We start from the raw sequence: 24,195 nt of genomic DNA on the forward strand, positions 1-24,195 counted from the left end.
CGAAAAAGGCCACCGAGTTCCGGTGGCCTTCTCACTATCCGGGTTACTGCTCCAGCGCCGGATTGAGGTAGTAGTGTCGATTGCTCCCCTGCCCCAGCACCCCTTGCGACAGCAGATGGTGGAACACCCGATCCACCTCCTCCAGCGAGAGTGATAGCGCCTGTGCCACCGAGCGCTTACTGCACTTGAGCTCACCGCTCACCAGCGCACCGCGCACCTGCGCCAGCACTTCGGGGGCGGGCTCGGGGGGCATGATGGGCTCAGGCTGGGCTGCCATCGCCAACGCTGCCTGCGCCTCTCTGCGAGCTTGATCCTGCTGCCAGCGCCACATCCGGCGAAAGCGGTTCTCCTCGCCGATCAGGCTGACGAAAAAGGCACCGAACACGTCGAGCAGCACCGAGAGGAAGCAGACCAGCAGGAACTGCACCTGACTGATGCTCATCCCTACCCCGTCCGCCAGACTGCTCATCAGCCCCAGCATGGAAGATTGTTCGTTGACCGGCTTGGCATCGCGTTGCTGACGCAGCTCATCCTGCTGCAAGCGCAGCTTGGTGTTGGCGTGCTGCAACGAGGAGACGCCACTGGAGATACGCTCCAGCTCGATATATTTGCGGGCCGCCTCCTCGTTGAGCTGGATCTGCCGCTCGATGCTGGCGATCTGCTCGTCGAAACGGGCCAGTTCCCGTTCGTGGCGCGCCTGCTGGCTCAGTACCGTGTTGGTGGCGCTGTTGATGCCACCAATACTGCCGCCGATGGAGATGGCCGCCAGCACGCTGTAGAACAGCAGCGACCAGAAAGCACCACTCAAATCCCGCCGCGCCTTGCGCTCGCCGTACTCGTACCAGACATAAAACTTGCCCAGCTCGAAGATGATGGCCAAGCCGCCGAACAGCCACTTCATCAGCGGGTTGTCATCGATGGAGAGGAACAGCAGCAGGGAGAAGATAATGGAAGCCAGAATGGCCAACCCGGTGAAACTGTATACCGTCGTCAGAGCAAACCACCCCTTGGGGTAGCGCAATGTGGAGGAGTCCTGTGTGGTCATGATGAAGGGGTGTGCTGTGCAGGAAAAGTTGGCTGCCGATTATAGTCGCCAGACTCGCTCAGAGAAGGGCAAATGACTGAATTCCTTCAGATTGGCAACCAGCTGCCCAGAGTGCGACCAAAACGGACAAATCGGCAGCAGAAAAGCGATACAATCCCTCCCTGACTTGATCATGTGGTGAGATGGGGAACAGTTCCGCCCGGGTTCAGCTCCGGTCTGTACACTCATCCACCGTTGCAATTATCCGAGGCCATCATGAACAGTAAGACCACTTTGCTACTCTCCCTTCTCCTGGTTACCGGCAGCGCCGCAGCGACACAGCAATATCAAGAGAGCAGTGGCTCCGAATTCTCCGTCGATGAGCTTAAATTCAATCTGGACTGGGATGACAAGCAGTTCGGCTGGACCCAGAACGACTGCCTCGACTTGGGGGTCGGCGAAACCGCCCCGGCCGACTGCAGGGCGGTCAAATTCAATCTGGAAGATGAAGAGAACCGCAACCAGCCACCGCAAACCAACCAGCTCCCTGCCAACTCGCAGAGTGGCCAATAACGACAGGAGTACCCTTGCGATGACCCAAGCCAAACACAACCCCGTTATCCAGCGTGGTGCCCTGCTGCTCTCCCTGCTGATGGCACATTGCATCGCGGTTGCGGCACCGCCAAGCAAAAACAGCGATGGCATCAAGATCTCCGGTGATGACATCAAGATCAATCTCGACTGGGATGACAAAGAGTACGACTGGTGGCAGGACAACTGTCTGGATCTTGGCATTGGCGACAGCCGGATCAAACTCAACTGCGACAAGATGGATGGCAAGTACCGGGCTCACTACAACCGCAGCATCCACAGCGGCAATAACCCCGGGCAAGGTCACGACAAACAGAAAGATAAAAACAAAGGCAACGGCAAGAAGAACTGAACGCCCTCTCCTGATGCAGCAGGGGCCTGGCGCCCCTGTGCTGATTTTTTTACCAATAATTCTCCGCACTGATATTGCCCGGCGCACGCCGCAGATTCTTGGCCAACCCCAGCGCCAGCAAGGTCTGCTGGGTCTCTTTCACCATCTCCGGATTGCCGCAGATCAGCACCTGACTCAGCTCGGGTGAGAACTCCAACCCCACTCGATCCTGCAACTGACCATTGGCAATCGCCGCCGGGATCCGCCCTGCCATTGCATCGGACCAGGGCTCGCGGCTGACAAAGGGGACATAGCGAAAGCGCGCGCCATATTGCTCGGCAAAGCTGGCGATCAAATCCTGATAGCTCAGCTCCTCGCCTTTACGTACCCCATGCACCAGCACCAAATTCTCGAAACGGTTGAAGGCTTCCCCATCGGCCAGCATGGAGAGGAAGGGGCCGATGGCAGTACCGGTCGAGAGCAGCCAGAGATCGCGCCCGGCGGGCACCTCATCCAGCGTCAGAAAGCCGGTGGCCTGGGATTGCACCAGCAGGGTATCGCCCGCTTGCAGCGAGCCGAGGGACGGAGTCAGCTCACCACTCGGGATCTCGACCAGATAGAACTCGTGATATGGCGCAGAGGGGGGATTGACGAAGGAGTAGGCGCGCTGAATGCGGCGATCGCCCTGCTCGAGGGCCAGCTTGGTGAATTGGCCTGCCTTGTAGGGAGCCAGCTCGGCCGCTACCCGCAGGGAGAACAGAGTGGGTGTCCATTCGATGCGTTCGATGACGCGACCTTCTACCCAAGCCATAAAGATCTCCTCCAGTGGAACAGACCTTCACTCTACCCCCGGGCCGGAAAATAAAAAACCCGCGCAAGTGCGCGGGTTTTCTCTGCAAAAGCGAATCGCTATTACAGGGCAACAACCTGGATCTGTACGGTTGCTTTAACGTCAGCGTGCAGCTGAACAGCAACTTCGTAGTCACCGGTGTTACGCAGAACGTTGCCCATGCGGACTTCGCTCTTGGCAACGGCTACGCCAGCAGCAGTGATGGCTTCAGCCACGTCACGGGTACCGATGGAACCGAACAGCTTGCCTTCGTCGCCAGACTTGGAAGCGATAACCACGGTAGCCAGTTCGGCCAGCTTGGCAGCACGCTCTTCAGCAGCAGCTTTGTTGGCAGCCAGTTTGGCTTCCAGCTCAGCGCGACGAGCACCGAAAGCTTCGATGTTGGCCTTGGTGGCCATAACAGCTTTGCCTTGCGGGATCAGGTAGTTACGGGCATAACCAGATTTCACGGAAACTTGGTCACCCAGACCGCCCAGTTTGGCGATTTTGTCGAGCAGGATAACTTGCATTACCTTTCCTCTATAAATTTCGTTGAGTTAGGCTTAAGTGCCGGGCCGATTCTTACTTGTTGTGCAGATCGGTGTACGGCAGCAGAGCCAGGTAACGAGCACGCTTGATGGCGCGTGCCAGCTGACGCTGATACTTGGCGCGGGTACCGGTGATACGGCTCGGTACGATCTTGCCAGATTCAGTGATGTAGTTTTTCAGAGTAACGATATCTTTGTAGTCGATCTCGGTAACGTTCTCGGCGGTGAAGCGGCAGAACTTACGACGACGGAAATAACGTGCCATGGCCTTTATCCTCTAGTCAGTGATCCAGAATTACTCTTCGGAAGCAGCTTCAGTAGCTTCTTCGCGGCGCTCGTCGTCACGACGGGTGAAGCGCTCTTCTTTGGCCTTGGCCATCGGAGAAACTTCAGTCACGGCGTGCTTGGTGCGCATGATCATGTTGCGGATAACGGCATCGTTGAAGCGGAAGTTGGTTTCCAGCTCATCGATAACGGCTTGCTCTGCTTCTACGTTCATCAGAACGTAGTGGGCTTTGTGCAGTTTGTCGATCGGGTAAGCCAGCTGACGACGGCCCCAATCTTCCAGGCGATGAATGGTACCACCGGAGGTGGTGATGGCGCCGGTGTAACGCTCGATCATGCCGGGAACTTGCTCGCTCTGGTCCGGATGAACCATGAAGACGATTTCGTAATGACGCATTTTAGCTCCTTACGGATTAATTCAGCCTCCGCCCAGGTGCAGCCAGACCTCGGAGGCAAGGAACATAAAGGTGTTTAGTCGCTGCTTTTCTAGGGCGGCGTATTGTACGAAATCACATCCCTCACTGCAACTGACTGCCTTAAATGTTTTTCCCGATGGAAATCATCAGAAACAACAATTGATAATGATTATCACTTAGATCTATTCTCTCTCCATATCCTTATGGAGGGTGATGCCATGCAACCCGCACTGACGACTACGATTCCAGCCCGCAAATTCAAACTGACCCTGCTCGGGCCTGCCTTTATCGCCGCCATCGGCTATATCGACCCAGGCAACTTCGCCACCAATATTCAGGCGGGCTCTACCTTTGGCTACCAACTGCTCTGGGTAGTGGTATGGGCCAACTTGATGGCAATGGTGGTGCAAACCCTCTCGGCCAAACTCGGTATCGTCACCGGCAAGAATCTGGCGGAGCACATCCGCGACCGACTGCCAAAACCGGCGGTCTGGGCCTACTGGGTGCAGGCAGAGATCATCGCCATGGCCACCGATCTGGCCGAATTTATCGGCGCCGCAGTCGGCTTCAAGCTGCTGCTTGGCGTGACCTTGCTTGAAGGAGCCTGTATCACCGCCGTAGTGACCTGGGGGATCCTGATGCTGCAATCCCGTGGCCAGAAACCGCTGGAGTTCGTGGTCGGTGGCCTGCTGATGTTTGTCGCGGCGGCCTACATCGTCGAGCTGATCTTCTCCCGCCCCCATCTGCCCAGCCTGCTGGAGGGCGCCCTCTTCCCCGGTCTGCCCAACAGCGATGCCGTCTATCTGGCCGCAGGTGTGCTCGGTGCCACCGTGATGCCCCACGTTATCTATCTGCACTCGGCCCTGACCCAGCACACGCAGGATCAGGGCTCGGTCAGCCAGCGGCTGCACACCACCCGGGTCGATGTGGCGATTGCCATGACCATCGCCGGCTTCGTCAATCTGGCGATGATGGCGATGGCGGCCGCCGCGTTCCACAGCTCGGGCCACCAGCAGGTAGCGGAGCTGGAATCCGCCTACCAGACCCTCACTCCGCTGCTGGGTCAGGCTGCCGCCACCCTGTTTGGTCTCTCGCTGGTCGCCTCCGGCATCAGCTCTACCGTGGTGGGCACCCTGGCCGGGCAAGTGGTGATGCAGGGTTTTGTCCGCTTTACCATCCCGCTCTGGCTGCGTCGCGCCATCACCATGGCACCCGCCTTTGTGGTGATCGCCATGGGGCTCAACACCACCGAAATTCTGGTGTTGAGTCAGGTGGTCCTGAGCTTTGGCATCGCGCTGGCCCTGATCCCGCTGTTGATGCTGACCGGCGATCGGGCACTGATGGGACAACATCGTAACCACCCCGTCACCCAGGCGGTAGGACGCCTTATCGTTGCGCTGGTGATCGGGCTCAACGCCTATCTGCTGGTTGCCATGATCTAGCGAACCGTAAAACCGAGAAGAGGGGCTCATTAACACTGGTTAATGAGCCCTTTCGCACTTTGGCGTATGCTGCCGCTTTCTCTTCTCATTTATCGTTGCGGGAGCCTTGCCATGGAACATACCCGAGCCAGCTTCGTACTGGGCCATCATCAGGAGCAGGCCAGCGTGGTCTGCTGCCAGCGCGGTGACACCACGCTGCTGGTCACCGACCTCACCCCTTTTCATCCCCAGAGCCACCTCTGGCCCGATCAGCCGGGGGATGTGGGCCATGTACGCTGGGAAGGGGGCGAAGCCACCATTGGCCCTTGCCGAATGGGGGCCATTAGCCCGGATGGCGAACTGTTCGTCGATACTGCCATTCCGGTCAAACGGGGCGCTGAGGGGTGGCGTTTCGTGGTGGTCCATCCACTGACCGGTGACCACGCGCTAGCCGTTGGCAGCCAGGTCGAATTGCAAGTAGATAGCGCTGCCCGCCACGCCCTGAGTCTGGGCCATAGCGGCTGCCATCTGGCGGCGCTGGCGCTCAATCGAGTACTGATTCCCTACTGGCGCAAGGAGGTAAGCGAGCGCGATGCACTGGGCCAGCCCGACTTCGACCGTCTGGCTATTCAAAGCTCTCGGGTCGAGCCTAACGGATCACGGGAGCAGTACCGCATCGGCAAGAGCCTGCGCAAGAAGGGGGTCAACAGCGAGGCGCTGCTGGCAGATTTGGCGGTGATTGAAGAGAAGGTCAACCAGCAACTGGCCGACTGGATCGCAGCCGGAGGCGAGATCCGCCGTAGCCGCGCTGGCGAGGCGATCATCGATTCCCGTTACTGGCACTGCATGCTGGAAGGCCAGGAGGTGACCATTCCCTGTGGTGGCACTCATGTTGCCTCGCTCGCCGAGTTGGGGGAGGTCAAGGTAGAGCTCACACAAGTGGAAGAGGGCTTTGCCATGCTGACACGGGTCACGCCAACCGGCGCCTGAGTCGCAGACTTGACCACTCAGGGCTAACGCCCAAATTGGCAATAGAGACGTATCGCAAAGAGGGGGCATCATCATGCCCCTCAACGCCAGTCACGACGGGCCGATGCTTCTCTTTTAACCACTCCCTGATTAGAATGCGCCTCCCACAGGAGGCATATCCCCATGAGTAGTACTCAACTTCGCACCACCCCTGATCGACTTCGTTATCTGGTTCTCTACGAAGGCATCGGGCTGGCACTGGTCGCACCGCTGATCAGCCAGCTGTTCGGTCAGGGCGTCGCCGAGGTCGGTTCGCTGGCCATCTTCTTCTCCATCGTCGCCACTGCCTGGACCTACGGCTGGAACCTGTTGTTCGACAAGGGGTTGCTCAAACTGTGCGGGCGCACCAACAAACGACCACTGGACCGCTTCCTGCACGCGTTTGGCTATGAGGCGAGCTTTATGATGCTCTCCCTCCCCTGTGTCATGTTCTGGCTCGATTTGGGAGTGTGGGACGCCCTGATGCTGGATCTCGGCTTCGTCGCCTTCTACCTCGTCTACATCATGGTCTTTACCTGGGCCTATGAGCGGATCTGGCCGCTGCCATCCAACCCGCAAACGGCATAAGGCCTCAGCCGCAACGAGGCTGACAGAAGGAAAAGTCAGGAAGGACTAATAGGAAGGATGGGAGAATCCCATAAAAACAATGCCAGTCAGCAAGCTGACTGGCATTGGACAAAACAGACTTTCGGACTTACTTGACGGCGTCTTTCAGAGCCTTGCCAGCCACAAATGAAGGCACGTTGGCAGCAGCAATCTGGATCTCTTTACCAGTTTGCGGGTTACGACCGGTGCGGCCTGCGCGGTGGGTGACCTTGAAGGTGCCAAAACCGACCAGTTGCACAGCATCGCCTTCTTTCAAGCTCTGGGTAATACCATTGATGATCTCTTCCAGAGCCACTTTGGCCTGAGCTTTGCTCAGATCTGCTTTGGCGGCAATCGCATCGACAAGTTGAGCTTTGTTCATAACATTTCCTTTATGATCGGGCATTTAGCGCTGGGTCACTCTATGCAAAAAAAAACGCACAGGCAAAGCCTTTATCGAGCCGAACGCGTCAAACGCTGGGGTTTTCATCAAGATCTGCGGAAATAGTCACATTCCACACGCGAAAAACCGTGAGCAGGCCTGAAACCTGCTAGCACGCAGACACGATCCGCTGACTATTTCTTCGTCACTTAACATTATCCCCCCATGGCTATTGACGCTTGCCCAGATTTTCCCTAGTTATAGGTTGTGTCACTGCTCAGACGGCTCGGAATACCGAACAATCGGCCGGCCTTTGCCCCACGGAGGGATAGGGATTATGTTGACGAAACTGGAACAGACCAAGCAGGCGCTGGCAGGCAAGCATAAGGCTATCGACGACTGGCTGGATGCAAGGCAAGCGTTGCTGGTTGGATACATGCAGCTGGCAGGCCTCACTCCGGCGCGGACCAAGCAACGCAGCCTGCCCAAAACAGAAGAGCTGCATCAGTTTTGCGACCGCCTGGTCGACTATGTCAGTGCAGGCCATTTCGAGATCTACCACCACGTCGTCACCGCCTTCGAGCAAGCCAGCGGCGAAACACTGGAGCTGGCCAAGCGCATCTATCCCCATATTCGTAACAGCACTGAATTCGCCCTCGAGTTCAACGACAAATACAGTGATGCCGACGAGGCCCAATTGCTGCTACTGGATGATGATCTCAACGAGTTGGGTCCGGTTCTGGAAGAGCGGTTCAAACAGGAAGACCGCCTGGTCAAGGCGCTTCATGTGGTGGAATCCTTAAGTACCCAGCAAGCCTGAATGCCATTTTCGGAGCAAGTTCAAGATACTGGCAACCAAGGTGGATTACACTCAGAGCAATGACCCTAGCGTCCACACTTATTGCATACAGGAGATGAGCATGTCTGAGCGCCGCCGTTTTGCACGAATCCTCTACTTGACCATGGCAGAACTCACCCAGGGGGAACAGAAGTGGCAGACCCAGCTTGTCGACGTCTCCTTGCAGGGAGCCCTGCTGATCCGCCCCGACGACTGGGAGAGTCGTGACAACAAGGAGTACCAGCTCAGCTTTGTGCTAAGCGGTAGTGATATCGAAATCAAGATGCAGGTCGAGCTGACCCACGAAGCCAGCAAGAAGCTGGGTTTCTACTGCCACCACATCGATATCGACAGCGCCACCCACCTCAAGCGGATGATCGAGCTCAACGTCGGTGACGAAGAGCTGCTCCACCGCGAGCTGGAACAACTGCTGAGCGAACATCTGGAACATAGCCAGCCCTGATGGCAGGTTCCAGCCCATAAAAAAGAGCGCCGAGGCGCTCTTTTTTCGTTGTGCGGTTATATCGATTGCAATGCTGAGGGATTACAGCGCCTCGAGTGCCTCAGACAGCTTCTTGACCGGCACCACTTCCATCCCTTCGATGGGATGCTTGGGGGCATTGGCGTGCGGCACGATGGCACGGCGGAAACCGTGCTTGGCCGCCTCCTGCAACCGCTCCTGGCCGGACGGCACCGGGCGAATTTCACCAGAAAGACCCACTTCGCCGAACACCACCAGATCCTTGGGCAGTGCCTGATCCCGGAAGCTGGAGACCATCGCCAGCAGCAGCGCCAGATCCGCACTGGTCTCCTCGACCTTGACCCCGCCAACCACGTTGATGAAGACATCCTGATCCGCCATCTGCAACCCGCCGTGACGGTGCAGCACCGCCAGCAACATGGCGAGCCTGTTGTGATCCATCCCCACCGCCACCCTGCGCGGGTTGGAGAGCTGGGAGTAGTCCACCAGCGCCTGCAGCTCCACCAGCAGCGGCCGGGTGCCCTCCCAGATAACCATGACGATGGAACCGGGCGCCTGCTCCTGCCCCCGGCTGAGGAAGATGGCGGAGGGATTGCTCACCTCGCGCATCCCCTGTTCGGTCATGGCAAAGACCCCCAGCTCGTTGACCGCACCGAAGCGGTTCTTGTGGGAACGCAGAGTCCGAAAACGGGAGTCATGGCCACCATCGAGCAGCACAGAGCAGTCGATGCAGTGCTCCAGCACCTTGGGACCCGCCAGACTGCCATCCTTGGTCACATGACCCACCATAAAGATGGCCACATGATTCTGTTTGGCGTAGCGGGTCAGCAGCGCCGCCGCTTCACGCACCTGAGAGACAGAACCGGGGGACGATTGCACATCCGCCACATGCATCACCTGAATGGAGTCGATCACCATGATCTGCGGCTGCTCCTGCTGGGCAATCAGGCAGATCTGCTCGACGCTGGTCTCGGAAAGCATCCGCAACTTGTCGGTGGGTAGCCCAAGGCGGTTGGCCCGCATCGCGACTTGCTGGAGCGACTCCTCGCCGGTGACATAGAGGGTTTTCATCCGTTCAGCGAGACCACACATGGTCTGCAGCAGCAAGGTCGACTTGCCCGCCCCCGGGTTGCCGCCGATCAAAATGGCCGAACCGGGCACCACACCGCCACCAAGCACCCGATCCAGCTCCTTGAAACCTGAGGTAAAACGGGGAATTTCGGTAGTGGCGATCTCTGCCAGTGTCTGTACCTGACTGCCGACCGCGCCAGCATAACCGGTGTAACGGGCACTCTTGCCAGCGGGGCTCACCGAGCCGAGGCGCACCTCGGTGATGGTATTCCACTCCTTGCACTCGCTGCATTGACCTTGCCAGCGTGTGAAGTCGGCACCACATTCGGAACAAACATAAGCAGTTTTATTTTTGGCCATTGATAACTCGGGGACAGGATGAATTCCTGCTTGATATACTTGTTTGCGACCGACAGATCAAACCCAGAATCGGAAAAGTGACTTTCCGTGGCAGGAACAAATGGATTCAGAACACCAGCAACATCTGATTGAACAACTCGTCCCCTTGCTGCGGGAGAAAGATTTCGAGGAGATCTTCAACCGCATGACTCAGGAGGAAAACAGCAACAGCCGTTTTCTGATCAAGATGGAGCTCAAGCGCAAGTGCTCCCCCTGCCGCAGGGTCATCGACATGCGCGATGAGCTGGAGGATGAGTGCCTGGTGCATGAGTTCGACGGCATCACTCACTTCATGCCCGCCGATGCGATAGCCCTGTTCCAGTCCCAGTGCTATCTCTACCGCGATATCTATACCCTCGGTGTCTACGAGGCGCTGCAACAGTGGCAAAAACAGCACCACAACGCCCGCGTGGATGGTCAGCTGTCGCCGCCGGCCAGCCCCTTCCGGCAATATGATGTCAACACCATTGCCTTTGCCAGCTACTACGGCCGCCGTCAGGAGCGGATGCACTTTAGCTCGCCGGTGCTGATCAAGTTTCAGGACGGGGAGAAGCTGTTCGCCAAGAGTTCCGATCTCTCGCTGGGTGGCATGCGGGTCTCGGTGCCCTATCTGCCGAATTATCACACAGGCGCCCAGGTAGAGGTCTTCTTTACCGGACTGGAGCGGGACACCCCCAATCCGGTGCTGCATCAGCCGGTCGGCTATCAGATCCTCGGCGAAGAGAGCAAAGAGGGGAAATACTGGCTGCGACTGGTGCGCTCCGGCGAACAGCCCGCCTTTGATGCCTTCCTCAGCGACTTTATCGACGCCAACAAGATCCGCTATCGGGTCAGTGTCGACTATCTGCTCTCCGCCGCCATCATCAAGGGGTATGAGCAGTTCTACCTGCCGCGGATGACCGGCATGCCGCTCTTCTTCGGCACTGGCGACAGCCCCAATCTCGAGATTGCCCTGCGTACGGAAAACAACCAGCACCTGCTGGAGTATTGGCGCGATGAGAAAAACCGCGATGCCCTCGCGGGGCTTTTCAGCGCAGAGCGGATGAAACGGCTCTGCCCGGCCCCCGGCACCACCACCGAGACCATCATCTACTGCTTTACCCACACGGTGCGCAGCCACATCTACTTCTTCTCCGCCACCGCCGAGGAGCTGCGCCAGAGTGGCCTCACCGCCCTCTTCTTCCAGGTAGGCTCCCGCCGCCCCAGCTGGCGTGTCTACAAGTTCACGCTGGAGGCATGCGATCTGGTCGAGGCGGATGTGGGGCAACTGCAGGGGCAGGACAATCCGCAGTTACAAGACATCCTGCTGCTCGAGCGGCTCAAGCAGATCGGCTATTGCGGCCTGCTGCAGGAGATCGGCCTAGAGTCCCAGCGAGAAGAGTTCCATCAGGAAGGGGTCAGCAACAACGCCAACGAGCTGCAGCGCTTTGGTCACGAACAGGGGGTTGCCCCGTTCGAGATCGAGACCCTGCACTATGTTCAGCTGCGCAAGGAATCGCGCTACATCCACAAGACGGCGGTTGCCATCCATCACAACGGCAAATCCTGGATCGGCTGGACCCGCGACATCTCGACTCACGGCCTGCAAATCGAGCTGGAAGATGCCTTTATCGGCGAGAAAAACGATGTGGTGACCATCGCCCTGCCCCGCTTGCAGGAGCTCTCCAAGAGCATGGATTTGCAGCGCCTCTCCTACCGGCTGGTCAGCCTCAACATGACCCGCACCGTGCTGCACCTCTGCATCGAAGGGGATTCGGATCGCCATACCGGCCGCCAATTCTTCAGCCTGCTGATCGAGAGCAACCAGAACAAGCTCAAGGCGGCGCAGGAGCAGCGCCGCTATCGTGGGCTGGCGCGGGCACTGCGCAACATCTACACCCACCACCTGTTCAACTCGCCGGTCTATGTCAACAAGCTGAAAGGCGCGCCCAAACCGGCCTCCATCGGCAAGTCTCTGCAACCACGCAGTCTGCAGCGGCTGCTGCAAGCCTGTGCCGAGCTGCCGGAGCAGGAGAACCTCTACCCGCTGTTTCAGGGGGAGCTGCTCAAGGAGCTGCTGATGAACCCGCTACGTGCCATCGAGCGGGAGGACAAACCGAGAGAAGACGAGGTCTATATCGCCAGCATCCAGACCAAGGCCGGCCTGCCCATCTTCAGCAGCCGACTGGCCAGCAGCTTTGCCAATGTCAAAGAGAAGCGTCAGTTCATCGAACTGGCACAACAACAGGGAGAGTTTTACTCGGTACTGGTCGGCATCTCCCGTACCGGGCGGCCCGACACCAACTTCATCGCCAACGAGCTGGACTACATCGCCAAGTTCGCCATCCACAAGGCCAAAAAGCTGGAAGAGGAGCTGTGGAGCGTGGTGGGTGTCGGCGAGCTGACCGATACTACCCGGGCCACCCTGTTCCGCTTTGGCATCACGCCGCCGCTGAACTGAACATCCCGAAACACCCCCACAAGAAACAGGGCGCACGATGCGCCCTGTTTCTTGTCATGCCGCCTGCGGGTTGAGCAGCCAGTCAAGGATCTGGGGGAAGTGATCCTCCTGCGCCTGCGGGGCGGTCAGCATATTGATGTGGTCATAATCGAGGCGGTTGCCATTATCCCGCCCCAATCGGGTGTGACGTGTGGCCGAACCCATCTCGTCGCTGAAGCGGCGCACATCGGTCGGGTGACCCAGCACCTTGTCCGCTTTGGCCGAAATCATCCAGAGCGGTGGCCAGTTGACCCGTGCCGCAGCCTCGTCATAGGCAAAACCGTCGTGAGGATCCTGCCAGGGGCCGCACTTGACCCAGGGGATGGTCTCCTGCAGATAGCGCAGCGGCTCGTCGTCAGCACCGATCTTCAGAGTGCGAGCCGCCAGAAAACCACGGCGGCGGGCCAGCCAGGGGGCCAACCGATTCCAGATCAGATCCACCTTCAGCCAGCGCTCGGGATTGTGCACCGACACGCCGCGTTTGGTACCGAAGAAGAGCAGGCTGGCCACCTGCTCCGCCAGTTCGGGAAAGCGCACCAGCGTGGAGGCCATGATGACGCCGCCCCAGGAGTGAGCCACCCAGTGCACCTTGAAGCCTTGGTGACGCTCGGCAATCCAGCGGTGCAGGGCGGGCAGATCCTCGGTAATCAGCTCATGCTGGCCGTGCTCTGCCTGCTCGGCGATGGCAGGAGTACTGAGCCCCCGCCCCCGCAAATCAGCCACATAAACCTGATAGCCATGGCGGGCCAGAAAGCAGGCCAGCCCCTTGCCCGATTCGGTATAGAAGATCCGCCCGTTCTCGATGGCGCCATGCGCCATCAGGATCGGCTCTCCATGCACGGCGACCCGGGGTTTGATGTGGCGAACATGCAATTGATGGCCACCACAGGGGATAAACAGAGACTGCTGCAACAATTCCATTTTTATTGGTTTCCTCCTTGAAACACTGTCAGCGCTTGTCCCAGCGTTGCTCGCTGCAGGCCCGCGCCGCCAGCAGGCAGACCACCCCCTCCAGATCGTGATGATTGAGGGTGGCCGCCGCCTGCGCCCGCACCAGTGGTTTGGCGTGAATGGCAATGCCAAGACCCGCGACCCCCATCATCTTGAGATCGTTGGCACCATCGCCGATGGCCACGGTCTGGTCGGCAGCAATGCCGTACTCCTGAGCAAGCTGCTGCAACACCTCGGCCTTGACGCTGGCATCAACGATGCGCCCACTCACCTTGCCGGTCAGCTGGCCCCCCTCCACCGCCAGCTCGTTGGCGAAGATGGCATCGAGCCCCAGCTCGCGCTGTAACTGGCCAGCAAAACGGGTAAAACCGCCGGAGGCGATGGCAACACGCCACCCCGCCTGTTTGAGGGTATCGACCATCAGCTGCAAGCCCGGCATCCAGGGCATCCATGCCGCCACCTCGTCGAGAATGGTGACCGGCGCGCCTGCCAGCAGGGCCACCCGATTGCGCAGGCTGTCGGCAAACTCCAGCTTGCCCTGCATGGCTGCGGCCGTCACTGCCGCCACCTGCTCGCCAACCCCGGCAAGCCGGGCAATCTCGTCGATACACTCGATGCGGATCGCGGTGGAGTCCATGTCCATCACCAGCAGGCCGGGCTCGTTCAGGGTCGGCAGGGCGGGCAGATGGCAGAGATCGATCTCCCACTCACCGCTCTTGAGCTCGGCCACCAGCTCGGAAGAGAAGCGATCGCAGCCAAGCAGCAGCAACGGCACGCCCGCCACCTCGGTGGGAGGATAGAGGGTGGCCGCCAACTCCTGTACAGCCAACAGTGACGACAGACGCGCCAGATGGGAGGCGCCCAGTCCCTTGCCAAACAGCACCAACCAGCCGCCAGCCTGCGGAGTCTCTGTCGGTTGCAACGCATCTGCGCTGAGCTGCCAACAGGGTGAGCCGGACAACAACGCGGGCCAATCGGATAACAGAGGGGGGAGCCGGGACAACAACATAAGGGATACGCCTTCCTTGGTGATCAGGGGGGTTAACAATGCTGGCCCAGAGTAGCGTATTGCTTTTTGTACAGGCAAGCGCCAAGATCCCGCCACTCCTTGTTACCATGAGGTCTCGCGCTTGCAGCGTCATCTTCCCATCAAACGTGTTCTCAGCCTGGGTGCCGGTATCCTGCTCGGATGCTGGGTGCTCGGTGTGCTCATTCATATGCAGGGTGAAAGCCAGGCCTCGCTGCACAGCGAAGCGCGCAACCGGGCACAGGCGCTGGTCGCCTATGCCTCCCGCGACATGAAGCGCTGGATCAAGGAGGAGAAGAGCAGCGAGCTGGAGCGTCTGGCGCGGGATCTGGCGGCGGAGCCGGAGATCCTCGATGCCACCCTCTACGACGGACGCGGCATTCCCCTCGCCCAATCTGAGCAGGCGGTGCCGCTGGAGAGCCTGCTGCCCATCGGCAGCGATAACAAGTCGCTGCCGGAGCAGGGCAAGGGGCGGATCCAGTTCGTGCAGGAGATCCGGGATGGCGAGCAGACCATCGGCTTCCTGCGCATCACCCTGGAAGAGCAGCGGATGCTGGCAGACAAGGACACCCGGCTCAAGGTGGTGCAGGAGAAACAGCGGCTGATGCTGCTGGTCGCCCTGCTGGCCGGAGTGCTCATCTCCTACGGCGTGCGCCGCAACTACATGCGGGTGCGCAAGCACAAGAAAAAGAGTACGCCCCCCTCGCCACCTCCGGAAAACTGATGGCGCAACCAGAAAGCAGATACAAAAACGGCGGCCAGAAGGCCGCCGTTTCTTATTCGCAAGGGAATTACTTGTCGCCCAGCAGGACGGAATCCAGTGCGATTTCGATCATGTCGTTGAAGGTCAGCTGACGCTCTTCAGAGGTGGTCTGCTCACCGGTACGGATATGGTCGGAGACGGTGCAGATGGTCAGCGCCTTGGCACCGTACTCTGCGGCCACGCCGTAGATACCGGCGGCTTCCATCTCGACACCCAGGATGCCGTATTTTTCCATGACGTCGAACATGGAGGGGTCCGGGGTGTAGAACAGGTCGGCGGAGAAGATGTTACCCACACGCACGGCAACGCCCTTGTTCTTGGCGGCCTGTACAGCGTTGGCAACCAGGTCGAAGTCGGCGATGGCAGCGAAGTCGTGATCCTTGAAGCGCAGGCGGTTTACTTTGGAGTCGGTGCAGGCACCCATACCGATCACCACGTCACGCAGTTTCACGTCTTCACGCACGGCGCCACAGGAGCCCACACGGATCAGGGTCTTCACACCGTAATCGGTGATCAGCTCTTTTGCGTAGATGGAGCAGGACGGGATACCCATGCCGTGACCCATGACGGAAATACGACGGCCCTTGTAGGTACCGGTAAAGCCGAACATGTTGCGCACGTCGCAGATCTGCTCGACGTTCTCCAGGAAAGTTTCAGCGATGTACTTGGCGCGCAGGGGGTCGCCCGGCATCAGCACGGTATCAGCAAAGGCGCCATCTTTCGCATTGATATGAGGAGTTGCCATTCTCTTGATTCCTTCACACTAGGTTGAGTTTTATTGTTTTATAAATTGCCCGCCGCCGAAGTGGCGGGCGGGTAAATTACAGGAAGCTGGTACCGTACGCCAGTTTCGGCAGGCCATGGTAAGCCGCGATGCTCTGGCCGATATCGGCAAAGGTCTCGCGACGACCGACGGAGCCAGCCTTGACCGGCTTGCCGAAGAACAGCACAGGAATGTATTCGCGGGTGTGGTCGGTGCCACCCCAAGTCGGGTCGCAGCCGTGGTCGGCAGTCAGCACCACCACGTCGCCATCCTGCAGCAGCTCAAACAGCTCCGGCAGACGGGAATCGAAATACTCCAGCGCACCGGCATAACCGGCAACATCACGGCGATGGCCGTAGGAGGAGTCGAAGTCGACAAAGTTGGTGAAGACGATGGTGTTGTCACCGGCCGCTTTCACCTCTTCCAGCGTGCGATCCCACAACTCGGTCAGACCGGTCCCTTTCACCTGCTTGGTGATGCCCTGCTGGGCATAGATGTCGGCAATCTTGCCGATGGAGACTACCTGACCGCCCGCATCTTTCATGTAATCCAGCACGGTCGGCGCCGGCGGCAGCACTGAGTAGTCGTGACGGTTGCCGGTACGCTTGAAGTTGCCCTTGCCAGTACCCACGAACGGACGCGCAATCACGCGGCCGATGTTGTAGGGCTCCAGCAGCTCACGCACGATGTGGCACAGCTCATAGAGCTTCTCGAGGCCATAGGTCTCTTCGTGGCAGGCAATCTGGAACACGGAGTCGGCAGAGGTGTAGAGGATCGGCTTGCCGGTCTTCATGTGCTCTTCGCCCAGATCGTCCAGCACCTGGGTACCGGAGGCGTGGCAGTTACCGAGATAGCCCGGCAGACCAGCCTTCTCGACGATGGCGTCCAGCAGCTCCTGCGGGAAGCTGTTGTGGTGATCCTTGAAGTAGCCCCATTCGAACAGCACGGGCACACCGGCGATCTCCCAGTGACCGGACGGGGTGTCCTTGCCGGAGGAGAGCTCCTGCGCAAAGCCGTAGGCACCGACCACCTCGATATCTTTTTTCAGCCCTTCCGGGAAGTAGCCGGAAGCCTGCTCGCAAGCGTGGCCCAGGCCCAGCTTGTTGAGGTTGGGTAGATTGAGGGCGCCACGGCCTTCAATTTCACCTGCCGCACACGCCTTGGCGATATGGCCAAGGGTGTTGGCACCCACATCTCCGAACTTGTCGGCGTCGGCAGCAGCGCCAATACCGAAAGAGTCCATCATCAGAATAAAGGTACGTTTCATGGGTCTTCCCCTTGTTACAAATCGGCCAGGGTGATACGGCGGTACACTTCAGGCAGTGCCTCCGGCCGCTCGCCACCAATCCGGACAGCCGCCTGCACCATGCTGGCAGCCTGAGCATATTGCTCTTCAGTCTGAGCGTGGATCATCGCGATCGGCTTGTCAGCATCGACGCTTTGACCCAGGCGGATAAAGTCGGTCAGACCGACCGCATAATCAAGTTTGTCACCGGCAGCGCGCCGACCACCGCCCATGGCGACCACAGCCAGACCCAGTTCGCGGGTATCCATGGCGGTTACGAAACCGCTGTTGGCCGCGAAGACCGGGCGTACGATGGCTGCCTTGGGCAGGTAAGCGTCGTAACGCTCCATAAAATCGGCCGGGCCACCGAGACCTGTCACCATGCGACCGAAGATCTCGGCCGCCTTGCCGTTATCCAGCACCGCCTGCAGCTTGGCGCGGGCATCGCGCTCGTCGCTGGCCAAGCCTGCAGAGATCAGCATCTCGGCGCACAGCGCCATGGTCACTTCGTGGATGCGCGGATTGCGGTATTCACCGGTCAGGTAACGCACCGCTTCACGCACTTCCACCGCGTTACCGGCGCTGGAGGCCAGCACCTGGTTCATATCGGTCAAGAGCGCAGAGGTGCGGCAGCCGGCGCCGTTGGCCACGGCGACTATGCTCTTGGCCAGCTCTTCGGAGGCTTCGAAGGTCGGCATAAAGGCGCCGGAGCCCACTTTCACATCCATCACCAGCGCTTCGAGCCCGGAGGCGAGCTTCTTGGAGAGGATGGAGCCGGTGATCATGGCGATGGATTCGACGGTGGCGGTGATGTCCCGTACTGCATAGATACGCTTGTCAGCCGGGGCAAGATCGCCGGTCTGGCCGATGATGGCGACACCCGCCTCTTTCACCACTTTCAGGAAACGATCGTTGTCGACCGAGGTCTGGTAGCCGGGAATGGCGTCCAGCTTGTCGAGGGTACCGCCGGTGTGGCCCAGACCACGGCCGGAGATCATCGGCACGAAACCGCCGCAGGCAGCGACCATCGGGCCAAGCATCAGGGAGACAACGTCACCCACACCGCCGGTGGAGTGTTTGTCGACAATCGGGCCACCCAGATTGAGGTGATCCCAGGTCAGCACCATGCCGGAGTCGCGCATGGCGCAGGTCAGGGCAACCCGCTCATCCATGGTCATGTCTTTGAAGTAGACCGCCATCGCCAGCGCGGCGATCTGCCCCTCGCCGATGGTGTTATTGGTAATGCCCTGAACGAAGAATTGAATTTCTTGGGTACTGAGCGCTTCACCGTTGCGCTTCTTGCGAATAATTTCTTGAGGCAAAAACATCTTTCATTCCCTCCGCCATTGCTGGCGTTACACAAGCCTGAATCCTTGCCCGCACACCGCATGGTGGGGGCTAACAGGGCGGACAGCAGTCCGCCCTCTCATCAACCTATTAGTAACCGCTGGTGTTGGCCGGCTTGTCGCCATGCCCCAGAGTGGCCAGCAGACTGGCCAGCAGGCTGGATGCACCAAAGCGGAAGGTACGGGCGGACACCCAGTCGTTGCCGAGGATCTCTTCGGCCATGGCCAGATACTGACCGGCAACGGCTGCGTCTTTCACGCCACCAGCAGGCTTGAAGCCGACTTTCGGGTTCTTGGCCTTGATCACTTCCATCATGATCCGCGCCGCTTCCAGGGTCGCATTGACCGGCACCTTGCCGGTGGAGGTCTTGATGAAATCGGCACCGGCATCGATACAGATCTCGGAAGCGCGACGGATCAGCGCCTCTTCTTTCAGCTCGCCGGTTTCGATGATCACTTTCAGCAGCACGTTGGCACCGCAGGCCTCTTTACAGGCTTTGACCAGATCAAAACCGATCTGTTCATTACCAGCCATGAAGGCGCGGTACGGGAACACCACGTCCACTTCGTCGGCACCGTAGGCGACAGCGGCACGGGTCTCGGCCACGGCGATCTCGATGTCGTCGTTGCCGTGCGGGAAGTTGGTCACGGTCGCAATGCGTACGTCGGCAGCGCCGATTCACGCAGGGTCTTGCGAGCGATAGGGATAAAACGGGGGTAGATGCAGACGGCGGCGGTCAGGCCAGCCGGTGACTTGGCCTTATGGCACAGGTCGATCACCTTCAGATCGGTGTCGTCATCGTTCAGGGTGGTCAGGTCCATCAGGTTCAGGGCGCGCTGAGCGGCCACTTTCAGATCAGTCATTCTGTTCTCCAAAGTCTCGATTTAATCCAGATAACTGGGCACCACCATACCATCCAGCGATGGATGCACAGGCAGTAATCCCCAGCTATACGGGAATGGAATTACAGTGCGAAGGCACCGGCACTATCGGGATGCTATTCAAAACACCCTGCAGGCACTGCGACTGTAAATAAGGCAAGAGCCCTGTCACTTTCTTACAAAAGTGCGGACTTGGTTCCATGAAGACTTGAGAAAGGCCGACAACATCTGACCCGACTTCCCAATCAATTCCATTTGACCGCCAACACCCGATTTCATCGAGCATTAGTCATTGCCAGCACCCTGCTGGCAACGCCTATTTCAGCCGAGATACCCCCTGTTTGCAAGCCGGATTTGCCAATTTCAGAGGTACCTCACATCTGGCAAATCCAGGTCTAAAAAAGCCTTACGAAAAGAAACGAGTCAGGATCCAGGAGTAGGCCAATCCCCCCAGATAGACCCCGACGATCCCCATTACCCCGGACAAAACGGGAGGCGCCGGGATCGGCAATTTGAGGAAAGAAAACAACAAACCAACTATAAAGCCGGCCACCATCGCCAGTAGCACTTCATTCATATAACCTCCGATTTGACTCATTTTATTATTAGTTTAGATAGGAAAACGGTTGTCACCGCTCCATACGCGAACGCCACGGCAGATGCCGTGGCGTTCGTGTTTATACCCTGTCAGTCAGGCGGCGATTACATGCCGGACAGTGCCAGGAAGAAGCCTGCGATGGTTGCAGACATCAGGTTGGACAGAGAGCCTGCCAGTACGGCTTTCAGACCAAAGCGTGCAATGGTGCCGCGGCGGTTCGGCGCCATGGACCCCAGACCACCCAGCAGGATGGCAACAGAGGAGAGGTTGGCAAAACCACACAGCGCGAAGGAGATGATCGCCTTGGTGTGATCGGACATGGCTACACCGTTGATCAGCACTTCGTCTTTCAGGTACGGAGCGAAGTTCAGGTAAGCCACGAACTCGTTCACTACCAGCTTCTGACCGATGAAGGAACCAGCAACCACTGCTTCATTCCAGGGCACACCGATCAGGAAGGCCAGCGGGGAGAAGATCCAGCCCAGCAGCAGTTCCAGAGAGAGTTGCGGATAACCGAACCAGCCACCCACACCGGAGAAGATGCCGTTGATCATGGCGATCAGACCGATGAAGGCCAGCAGCATGGCGCCGACGTTCAGGGCCAGTTGCATACCGGCAGAAGCGCCAGCAGCAGCAGCGTCAATGACGTTGGCAGGCTTGTCATCCAGCTCGGCATCGGCAGAGCTTTCGTCGTAGTTCGGGGTCTCGGTCTCGGGAACCAGCAGCTTGGCGAACAGCAGACCACCCGGTGCAGCCATGAAGGAGGCAGCAATCAGGTACTCCATCTTCACGCCCATGGAGGCGTAACCGGCCAGTACGGAACCGGCAACGGAAGCCAGACCACCACACATGACGGCGAACAGCTCGGAGTCAGTCATCTTGGCGATGTAAGGACGAACCACCAGCGGCGCTTCGGTCTGACCGACGAAGATGTTGGCAGTTGCAGAGAGGGATTCGGTGCGGGAAGTACCCAGTACTTTCTGCAGACCGCCGCCCAGCAACTTGATGACCATCTGCATGATGCCCAGGTAGTAGAGCACTGCAATCAGGGAAGAGAAGAAGATGATGACCGGCAGAACACGGAAGGCAAAGACAAAGCCGCCGCCACCGAACACTTCAAACATCTTGTTGCTGACCAGACCGCCAAACAGGAAGTCGATCCCGTTCTGGCCGTAGCTGATCACGCTGGATACCGCGTACACGCCGACCAGGATATCGCGACCAACCGGAACATAGAGAACAAACGCCCCCAGACCGGCTTGAATTGCGAACGCACCGACAACGGTACGGACGTTGATTGCCTTGCGATTGCTGGAGAACAGCACCGCGATAAGGACGAGCGTCGCCATCCCTACCAGACCCATGAACAAATTCATTATTATCTTCCTCTAGTAGCACCTGACTTGTTAGCGAGTTGTTATTAAACCCAACTAATCAAGGGGAGCGCATTATACTAATTAAAGTCCGATAAAATAGAATGCTGGTCACATTTTATCGTTATCAAAATGTCCAAGTGTCACAAAATTAGACAGCAAACGATTTTTACGCTCATTTTTTTTCCTGACAACTAAATCAGGTGTTGCGAATTTGTTTCATGGCTATTGGTCGTGATGGAAAATATGCCGGGCAGTTTCAAATAACACCTCGGCAACATCTGCCGATGGTTCATCCCGCAAGGTCATCAATATTTCCGCTATTTTCGGCAGCGCTTCCGGGGTATTCCGGGTGCCTTGTGCGCCTTGCAACGGCATATCTGGCGAATCGGTTTCCAGCACCAAAGCCTCGAGCGGCATAGCCCGAAATACCTCTCGCGTCTTGTTCGCCCGCTCAAAACTGATTACCCCGCCCACCCCGAGTCGAAAGCCTAGTTGCCAGAAAGCCTCCGCCTGCTGCAACGAACCGCTGAAAGCATGGATCACCCCGCCACGAGGCGGCTTGAAACGGCGCAACAGCTTGGCCACAGTGTCATTGGCACGCACCGAGTGGATCATCAGGGGAAGCCCGACATCGGCAGCCAGCCGGATCTGAGCCTCAAACAGCGCAAGCTGCCCCTCCTGCGGCACGTGAGAACGGAGGTCCAGCCCGCACTCGCCAATGGCCACCAGCCCGGCAGGCTGGCTCATCACCAGCGTTCTCAACCGCTCCATCACCCCCTCCCGCTGTTCACCGGCATACCAGGGATGAATGCCCAGACCATAAAAGAGGCCGTCATGTTGCTCTGCCAGTGCCATCACACGAGTCCAGTTATCCTCTGCGATGGCAGGAATGATATACTCCGTCACCCCTAATGCCCGACAACGGGCCAGCAGCGCCTCCCTGTCCTGGTCGAACACCGGAAAGTCGAGATGGCAATGGGTATCTATCAGCTGCATATCACTCACACCTGTTTGCGGTATTTAATGGGTCATTGAACATGATGAACAACAGAAACAACGGCTTTACCCTGATTGAACTGGTGCTGGTGATCATAGTGCTGGGGATCCTGGCCGTCACCGCCCTGCCCCGCTTTATCAATATCAAGGATGATGCCCTGAAAAGCACGGTTTCGGCGACCGCAGGCAGCTTTGCCAGTGCAGTTCAGCTGGCTCATGCTGGCTGGGCGGTGAAAGTTCAGGGACAAGACCTCGCACTGTATAACTTCAGTGGGATGGGCAAGAAAGATCTGGATATCAACCACTACGGCTGGCCTGTGGGGACAGAAGAAGACTACAACATACAAGGAACTGATGTCATTTTTACAGGAGGAACTAGCGAGCAAATATCAGTAAGCAGCATAAACGACTGCAAACTCCTATTCGAGGCACTCCTCGACACAGACCAAACAGTCTCAAAGAAATTAGAGGAAAAAGCTGATTATTACTCGCAAATAATTGAAATCCCCAGCCAGGTTGAAAATGGACTACACCACGATAACTGCCGCTATATCCTGCGCGACTCGATGGGTCGCTTCCCGGCTGACTCAGAGTATGAAAACGGCCTCGGCTTCGAGTACAACAGCGTTACCGGCGCCGTGACCCGCAATTTTGATTGAGCTCAGCCTCTTCTGCGCAAGCTCGCTCTTTGCTTGAATCATCATCATAACGAACCGGCGTGCAGCAGCGCCGGTTCTCCTGAGTGAGCCCCCACTCCTCACACCATGCATCGTAACGGGCCAGCCAACGCAGCAATATCCCCTTCATCGTCACACCTCCGCCAACAGGTTCAGGTCAAAAACCATCCTAATCAGAGTCGGCAAGGGGAGCAAGTCATCCCCATAACCGCGATCAGGCGGAATAAAAAAGAGCCGGTCAGCATGGCTGACCGGCTCTTTTAACATTCCCTGAAGAGGTTATCCGATGAGCGACAGCTCATCAGCCTCACAGACTCTTCAGCTTCTCTTCCGGCAGGGCCAGCTCGTCGTTGTGGTTGACGCCGATACCGCGCTCCAGCACATGACGGGCGATGGCGTGCGCCTCTTCCAGCGAGTGCATGCTGTAGGTACCGCACTGATACTCGTTCAGCTCGGGGATCTTGGCCTGATCCTGCACGGTCAGCACGTCGCTCATGGCAGCTTGCCAGGCGGCGCCAACACGGGCTTCGTCCGGCGCGCCGATCAGGCTCATGTAGAAGCCGGTACGGCAACCCATAGGAGAGATGTCGATGATCTCCACGCCATTGCCGTTCAGGTGATCACGCATAAAACCGGCGAACAGGTGCTCCAGCGTATGGATACCGCGCTCGGAGAGGATCTCCTGATTCGGTACGCAGAAACGCAGGTCGAACACGGTAATAGTGTCCTTGTTCGGGGTCTGCATGGTCTTGGCCACACGCACCGCTGGCGCCTCCATACGGGTGTGGTCAACGGTAAAACTGTCCAATAACGGCATTTTTG

Annotated in this window: 26 protein-coding genes and 1 pseudogene; 10 read left to right on the plus strand and 17 right to left on the minus strand. The window is 58.3% G+C overall.

Going from position 1 to position 24,195, the window contains the following annotated elements; translation table 11 throughout:
- Positions 1-43: 43 nt before the first annotated feature.
- Positions 44-1,045, minus strand: coding sequence for a Preprotein translocase subunit SecY (locus tag ACTG2W_RS09945; protein WP_106843911.1), 1,002 nt, complete (start codon positions 1,043-1,045; stop codon positions 44-46).
- Positions 1,046-1,300: 255 nt separating this feature from the next.
- On the opposite strand from ACTG2W_RS09945, the gene ACTG2W_RS09950 reads away from it, so the two are divergent.
- Positions 1,301-1,597 (plus strand): hypothetical protein, encoded by a 297-nt coding sequence (locus ACTG2W_RS09950; protein WP_005348982.1) that lies wholly within the window; start codon positions 1,301-1,303, stop codon positions 1,595-1,597.
- Between the two features lie 19 nt (positions 1,598-1,616).
- Complete coding sequence (locus tag ACTG2W_RS09955) at positions 1,617-1,967, plus strand: hypothetical protein (RefSeq protein ID WP_181281645.1); 351 nt, start codon at positions 1,617-1,619, stop codon at positions 1,965-1,967.
- Between the two features lie 49 nt (positions 1,968-2,016).
- Here ACTG2W_RS09955 and ACTG2W_RS09960 read toward each other — a convergent pair whose 3' ends face one another.
- The 4 genes from ACTG2W_RS09960 to rpsF form a co-directional block, all read right to left on the minus strand.
- Entirely contained in the window at positions 2,017-2,757 is a 741-nt protein-coding gene (locus ACTG2W_RS09960) for a ferredoxin--NADP reductase (protein WP_440016183.1), read from the minus strand.
- Between the two features lie 101 nt (positions 2,758-2,858).
- Entirely contained in the window at positions 2,859-3,305 is a 447-nt protein-coding gene (gene rplI / locus ACTG2W_RS09965) for a 50S ribosomal protein L9 (RefSeq protein ID WP_005340490.1), read from the minus strand.
- A 52-nt stretch (positions 3,306-3,357) separates the two neighbouring features.
- Positions 3,358-3,588 carry a 30S ribosomal protein S18 gene (rpsR, locus tag ACTG2W_RS09970; RefSeq protein ID WP_005308890.1) on the minus strand — a complete coding sequence of 77 codons (231 nt, stop codon included), beginning with the start codon at positions 3,586-3,588 and terminating at the stop codon, positions 3,358-3,360.
- Positions 3,589-3,618: 30 nt separating this feature from the next.
- Entirely contained in the window at positions 3,619-4,005 is a 387-nt protein-coding gene (gene rpsF / locus ACTG2W_RS09975; protein WP_005308887.1) for a 30S ribosomal protein S6, read from the minus strand.
- A 237-nt stretch (positions 4,006-4,242) separates the two neighbouring features.
- Between rpsF and ACTG2W_RS09980 the strand changes: the two genes are divergently transcribed.
- The 3 genes from ACTG2W_RS09980 to ACTG2W_RS09990 all read left to right on the plus strand — a co-directional run bounded on the left by ACTG2W_RS09980 (position 4,243) and on the right by ACTG2W_RS09990 (position 7,041).
- Positions 4,243-5,466, plus strand: coding sequence for an Nramp family divalent metal transporter (locus tag ACTG2W_RS09980; RefSeq protein ID WP_201906419.1), 1,224 nt, complete (start codon positions 4,243-4,245; stop codon positions 5,464-5,466).
- 111 nt (positions 5,467-5,577) lie between these two features.
- Positions 5,578-6,435, plus strand: coding sequence for a hypothetical protein (locus ACTG2W_RS09985; protein WP_201906420.1), 858 nt, complete (start codon positions 5,578-5,580; stop codon positions 6,433-6,435).
- Positions 6,436-6,597: 162 nt separating this feature from the next.
- The gene (locus tag ACTG2W_RS09990) at positions 6,598-7,041 is read left to right on the plus strand and encodes a PACE efflux transporter (RefSeq protein ID WP_005358045.1); all 444 of its coding nucleotides are present in this window, start codon (positions 6,598-6,600) and stop codon (positions 7,039-7,041) included.
- A 127-nt stretch (positions 7,042-7,168) separates the two neighbouring features.
- On the opposite strand, the gene hupA is transcribed toward ACTG2W_RS09990, so the two are convergent.
- Positions 7,169-7,441, minus strand: a complete 273-nt coding sequence (gene hupA, locus ACTG2W_RS09995) for a nucleoid-associated protein HU-alpha (protein WP_005340484.1) — start codon at positions 7,439-7,441, stop codon at positions 7,169-7,171.
- A 337-nt stretch (positions 7,442-7,778) separates the two neighbouring features.
- On the opposite strand from hupA, the gene ACTG2W_RS10000 reads away from it, so the two are divergent.
- Both ACTG2W_RS10000 and ACTG2W_RS10005 read left to right on the plus strand, forming a co-directional pair.
- Positions 7,779-8,261: an Rsd/AlgQ family anti-sigma factor gene (locus ACTG2W_RS10000; protein WP_005348975.1), complete on the plus strand. Its 483-nt coding sequence runs from the start codon at positions 7,779-7,781 to the stop codon at positions 8,259-8,261.
- A gap of 100 nt (positions 8,262-8,361) precedes the next feature.
- Positions 8,362-8,742, plus strand: a complete 381-nt coding sequence (locus tag ACTG2W_RS10005; RefSeq protein WP_042063002.1) for a PilZ domain-containing protein — start codon at positions 8,362-8,364, stop codon at positions 8,740-8,742.
- 81 nt (positions 8,743-8,823) lie between these two features.
- Here the strand turns inward: ACTG2W_RS10005 and radA are convergent, their stop codons facing one another.
- Positions 8,824-10,191 (minus strand): DNA repair protein RadA, encoded by a 1,368-nt coding sequence (gene radA, locus ACTG2W_RS10010; protein ID WP_005340481.1) that lies wholly within the window; start codon positions 10,189-10,191, stop codon positions 8,824-8,826.
- 100 nt (positions 10,192-10,291) lie between these two features.
- On the opposite strand from radA, the gene ACTG2W_RS10015 reads away from it, so the two are divergent.
- Positions 10,292-12,670, plus strand: a complete 2,379-nt coding sequence (locus ACTG2W_RS10015; RefSeq protein WP_106843905.1) for a PilZ domain-containing protein — start codon at positions 10,292-10,294, stop codon at positions 12,668-12,670.
- A gap of 54 nt (positions 12,671-12,724) precedes the next feature.
- Here ACTG2W_RS10015 and ACTG2W_RS10020 read toward each other — a convergent pair whose 3' ends face one another.
- Positions 12,725-13,630 (minus strand): alpha/beta hydrolase family protein, encoded by a 906-nt coding sequence (locus ACTG2W_RS10020; RefSeq protein WP_106843904.1) that lies wholly within the window; start codon positions 13,628-13,630, stop codon positions 12,725-12,727.
- A gap of 28 nt (positions 13,631-13,658) precedes the next feature.
- Positions 13,659-14,669 (minus strand): phosphoserine phosphatase SerB, encoded by a 1,011-nt coding sequence (gene serB, locus ACTG2W_RS10025; protein WP_106843903.1) that lies wholly within the window; start codon positions 14,667-14,669, stop codon positions 13,659-13,661.
- Between the two features lie 121 nt (positions 14,670-14,790).
- Between serB and ACTG2W_RS10030 the strand changes: the two genes are divergently transcribed.
- Complete coding sequence (locus ACTG2W_RS10030) at positions 14,791-15,411, plus strand: AhpA/YtjB family protein (RefSeq protein ID WP_106843902.1); 621 nt, start codon at positions 14,791-14,793, stop codon at positions 15,409-15,411.
- 67 nt (positions 15,412-15,478) lie between these two features.
- On the opposite strand, the gene deoD is transcribed toward ACTG2W_RS10030, so the two are convergent.
- The 7 genes and pseudogenes from deoD to ACTG2W_RS10065 all read right to left on the minus strand — a co-directional run bounded on the left by deoD (position 15,479) and on the right by ACTG2W_RS10065 (position 22,696).
- Positions 15,479-16,195, minus strand: a complete 717-nt coding sequence (gene deoD / locus ACTG2W_RS10035; RefSeq protein WP_005340471.1) for a purine-nucleoside phosphorylase — start codon at positions 16,193-16,195, stop codon at positions 15,479-15,481.
- A gap of 76 nt (positions 16,196-16,271) precedes the next feature.
- Complete coding sequence (locus ACTG2W_RS10040) at positions 16,272-17,480, minus strand: phosphopentomutase (protein WP_021230981.1); 1,209 nt, start codon at positions 17,478-17,480, stop codon at positions 16,272-16,274.
- A 14-nt stretch (positions 17,481-17,494) separates the two neighbouring features.
- Positions 17,495-18,826: a thymidine phosphorylase gene (gene deoA / locus ACTG2W_RS10045; protein WP_005341327.1), complete on the minus strand. Its 1,332-nt coding sequence runs from the start codon at positions 18,824-18,826 to the stop codon at positions 17,495-17,497.
- Between the two features lie 109 nt (positions 18,827-18,935).
- Positions 18,936-19,708, minus strand: a pseudogene (gene deoC, locus ACTG2W_RS10050) (deoxyribose-phosphate aldolase).
- 424 nt (positions 19,709-20,132) lie between these two features.
- Positions 20,133-20,303, minus strand: a complete 171-nt coding sequence (locus ACTG2W_RS10055) for a XapX domain-containing protein (protein ID WP_005340467.1) — start codon at positions 20,301-20,303, stop codon at positions 20,133-20,135.
- 125 nt (positions 20,304-20,428) lie between these two features.
- Positions 20,429-21,700, minus strand: a complete 1,272-nt coding sequence (locus ACTG2W_RS10060; protein ID WP_440016184.1) for a NupC/NupG family nucleoside CNT transporter — start codon at positions 21,698-21,700, stop codon at positions 20,429-20,431.
- Positions 21,701-21,922: 222 nt separating this feature from the next.
- A complete protein-coding gene (locus ACTG2W_RS10065; RefSeq protein WP_106843900.1) occupies positions 21,923-22,696 on the minus strand; it encodes a TatD family hydrolase in 774 nt (257 codons plus the stop codon).
- Between the two features lie 41 nt (positions 22,697-22,737).
- Between ACTG2W_RS10065 and tppF the strand changes: the two genes are divergently transcribed.
- Entirely contained in the window at positions 22,738-23,355 is a 618-nt protein-coding gene (tppF, locus tag ACTG2W_RS10070; RefSeq protein WP_106843899.1) for a type IVa pilus pseudopilin TppF, read from the plus strand.
- Between the two features lie 325 nt (positions 23,356-23,680).
- Here the strand turns inward: tppF and luxS are convergent, their stop codons facing one another.
- Entirely contained in the window at positions 23,681-24,190 is a 510-nt protein-coding gene (gene luxS, locus ACTG2W_RS10075; protein WP_005340462.1) for an S-ribosylhomocysteine lyase, read from the minus strand.
- Positions 24,191-24,195: the final 5 nt, after the last annotated feature.

It is taken from the genome of Aeromonas sp. 96A (genome assembly GCF_051919165.1).
Taxonomy (GTDB): domain Bacteria; phylum Pseudomonadota; class Gammaproteobacteria; order Enterobacterales; family Aeromonadaceae; genus Aeromonas; species Aeromonas veronii.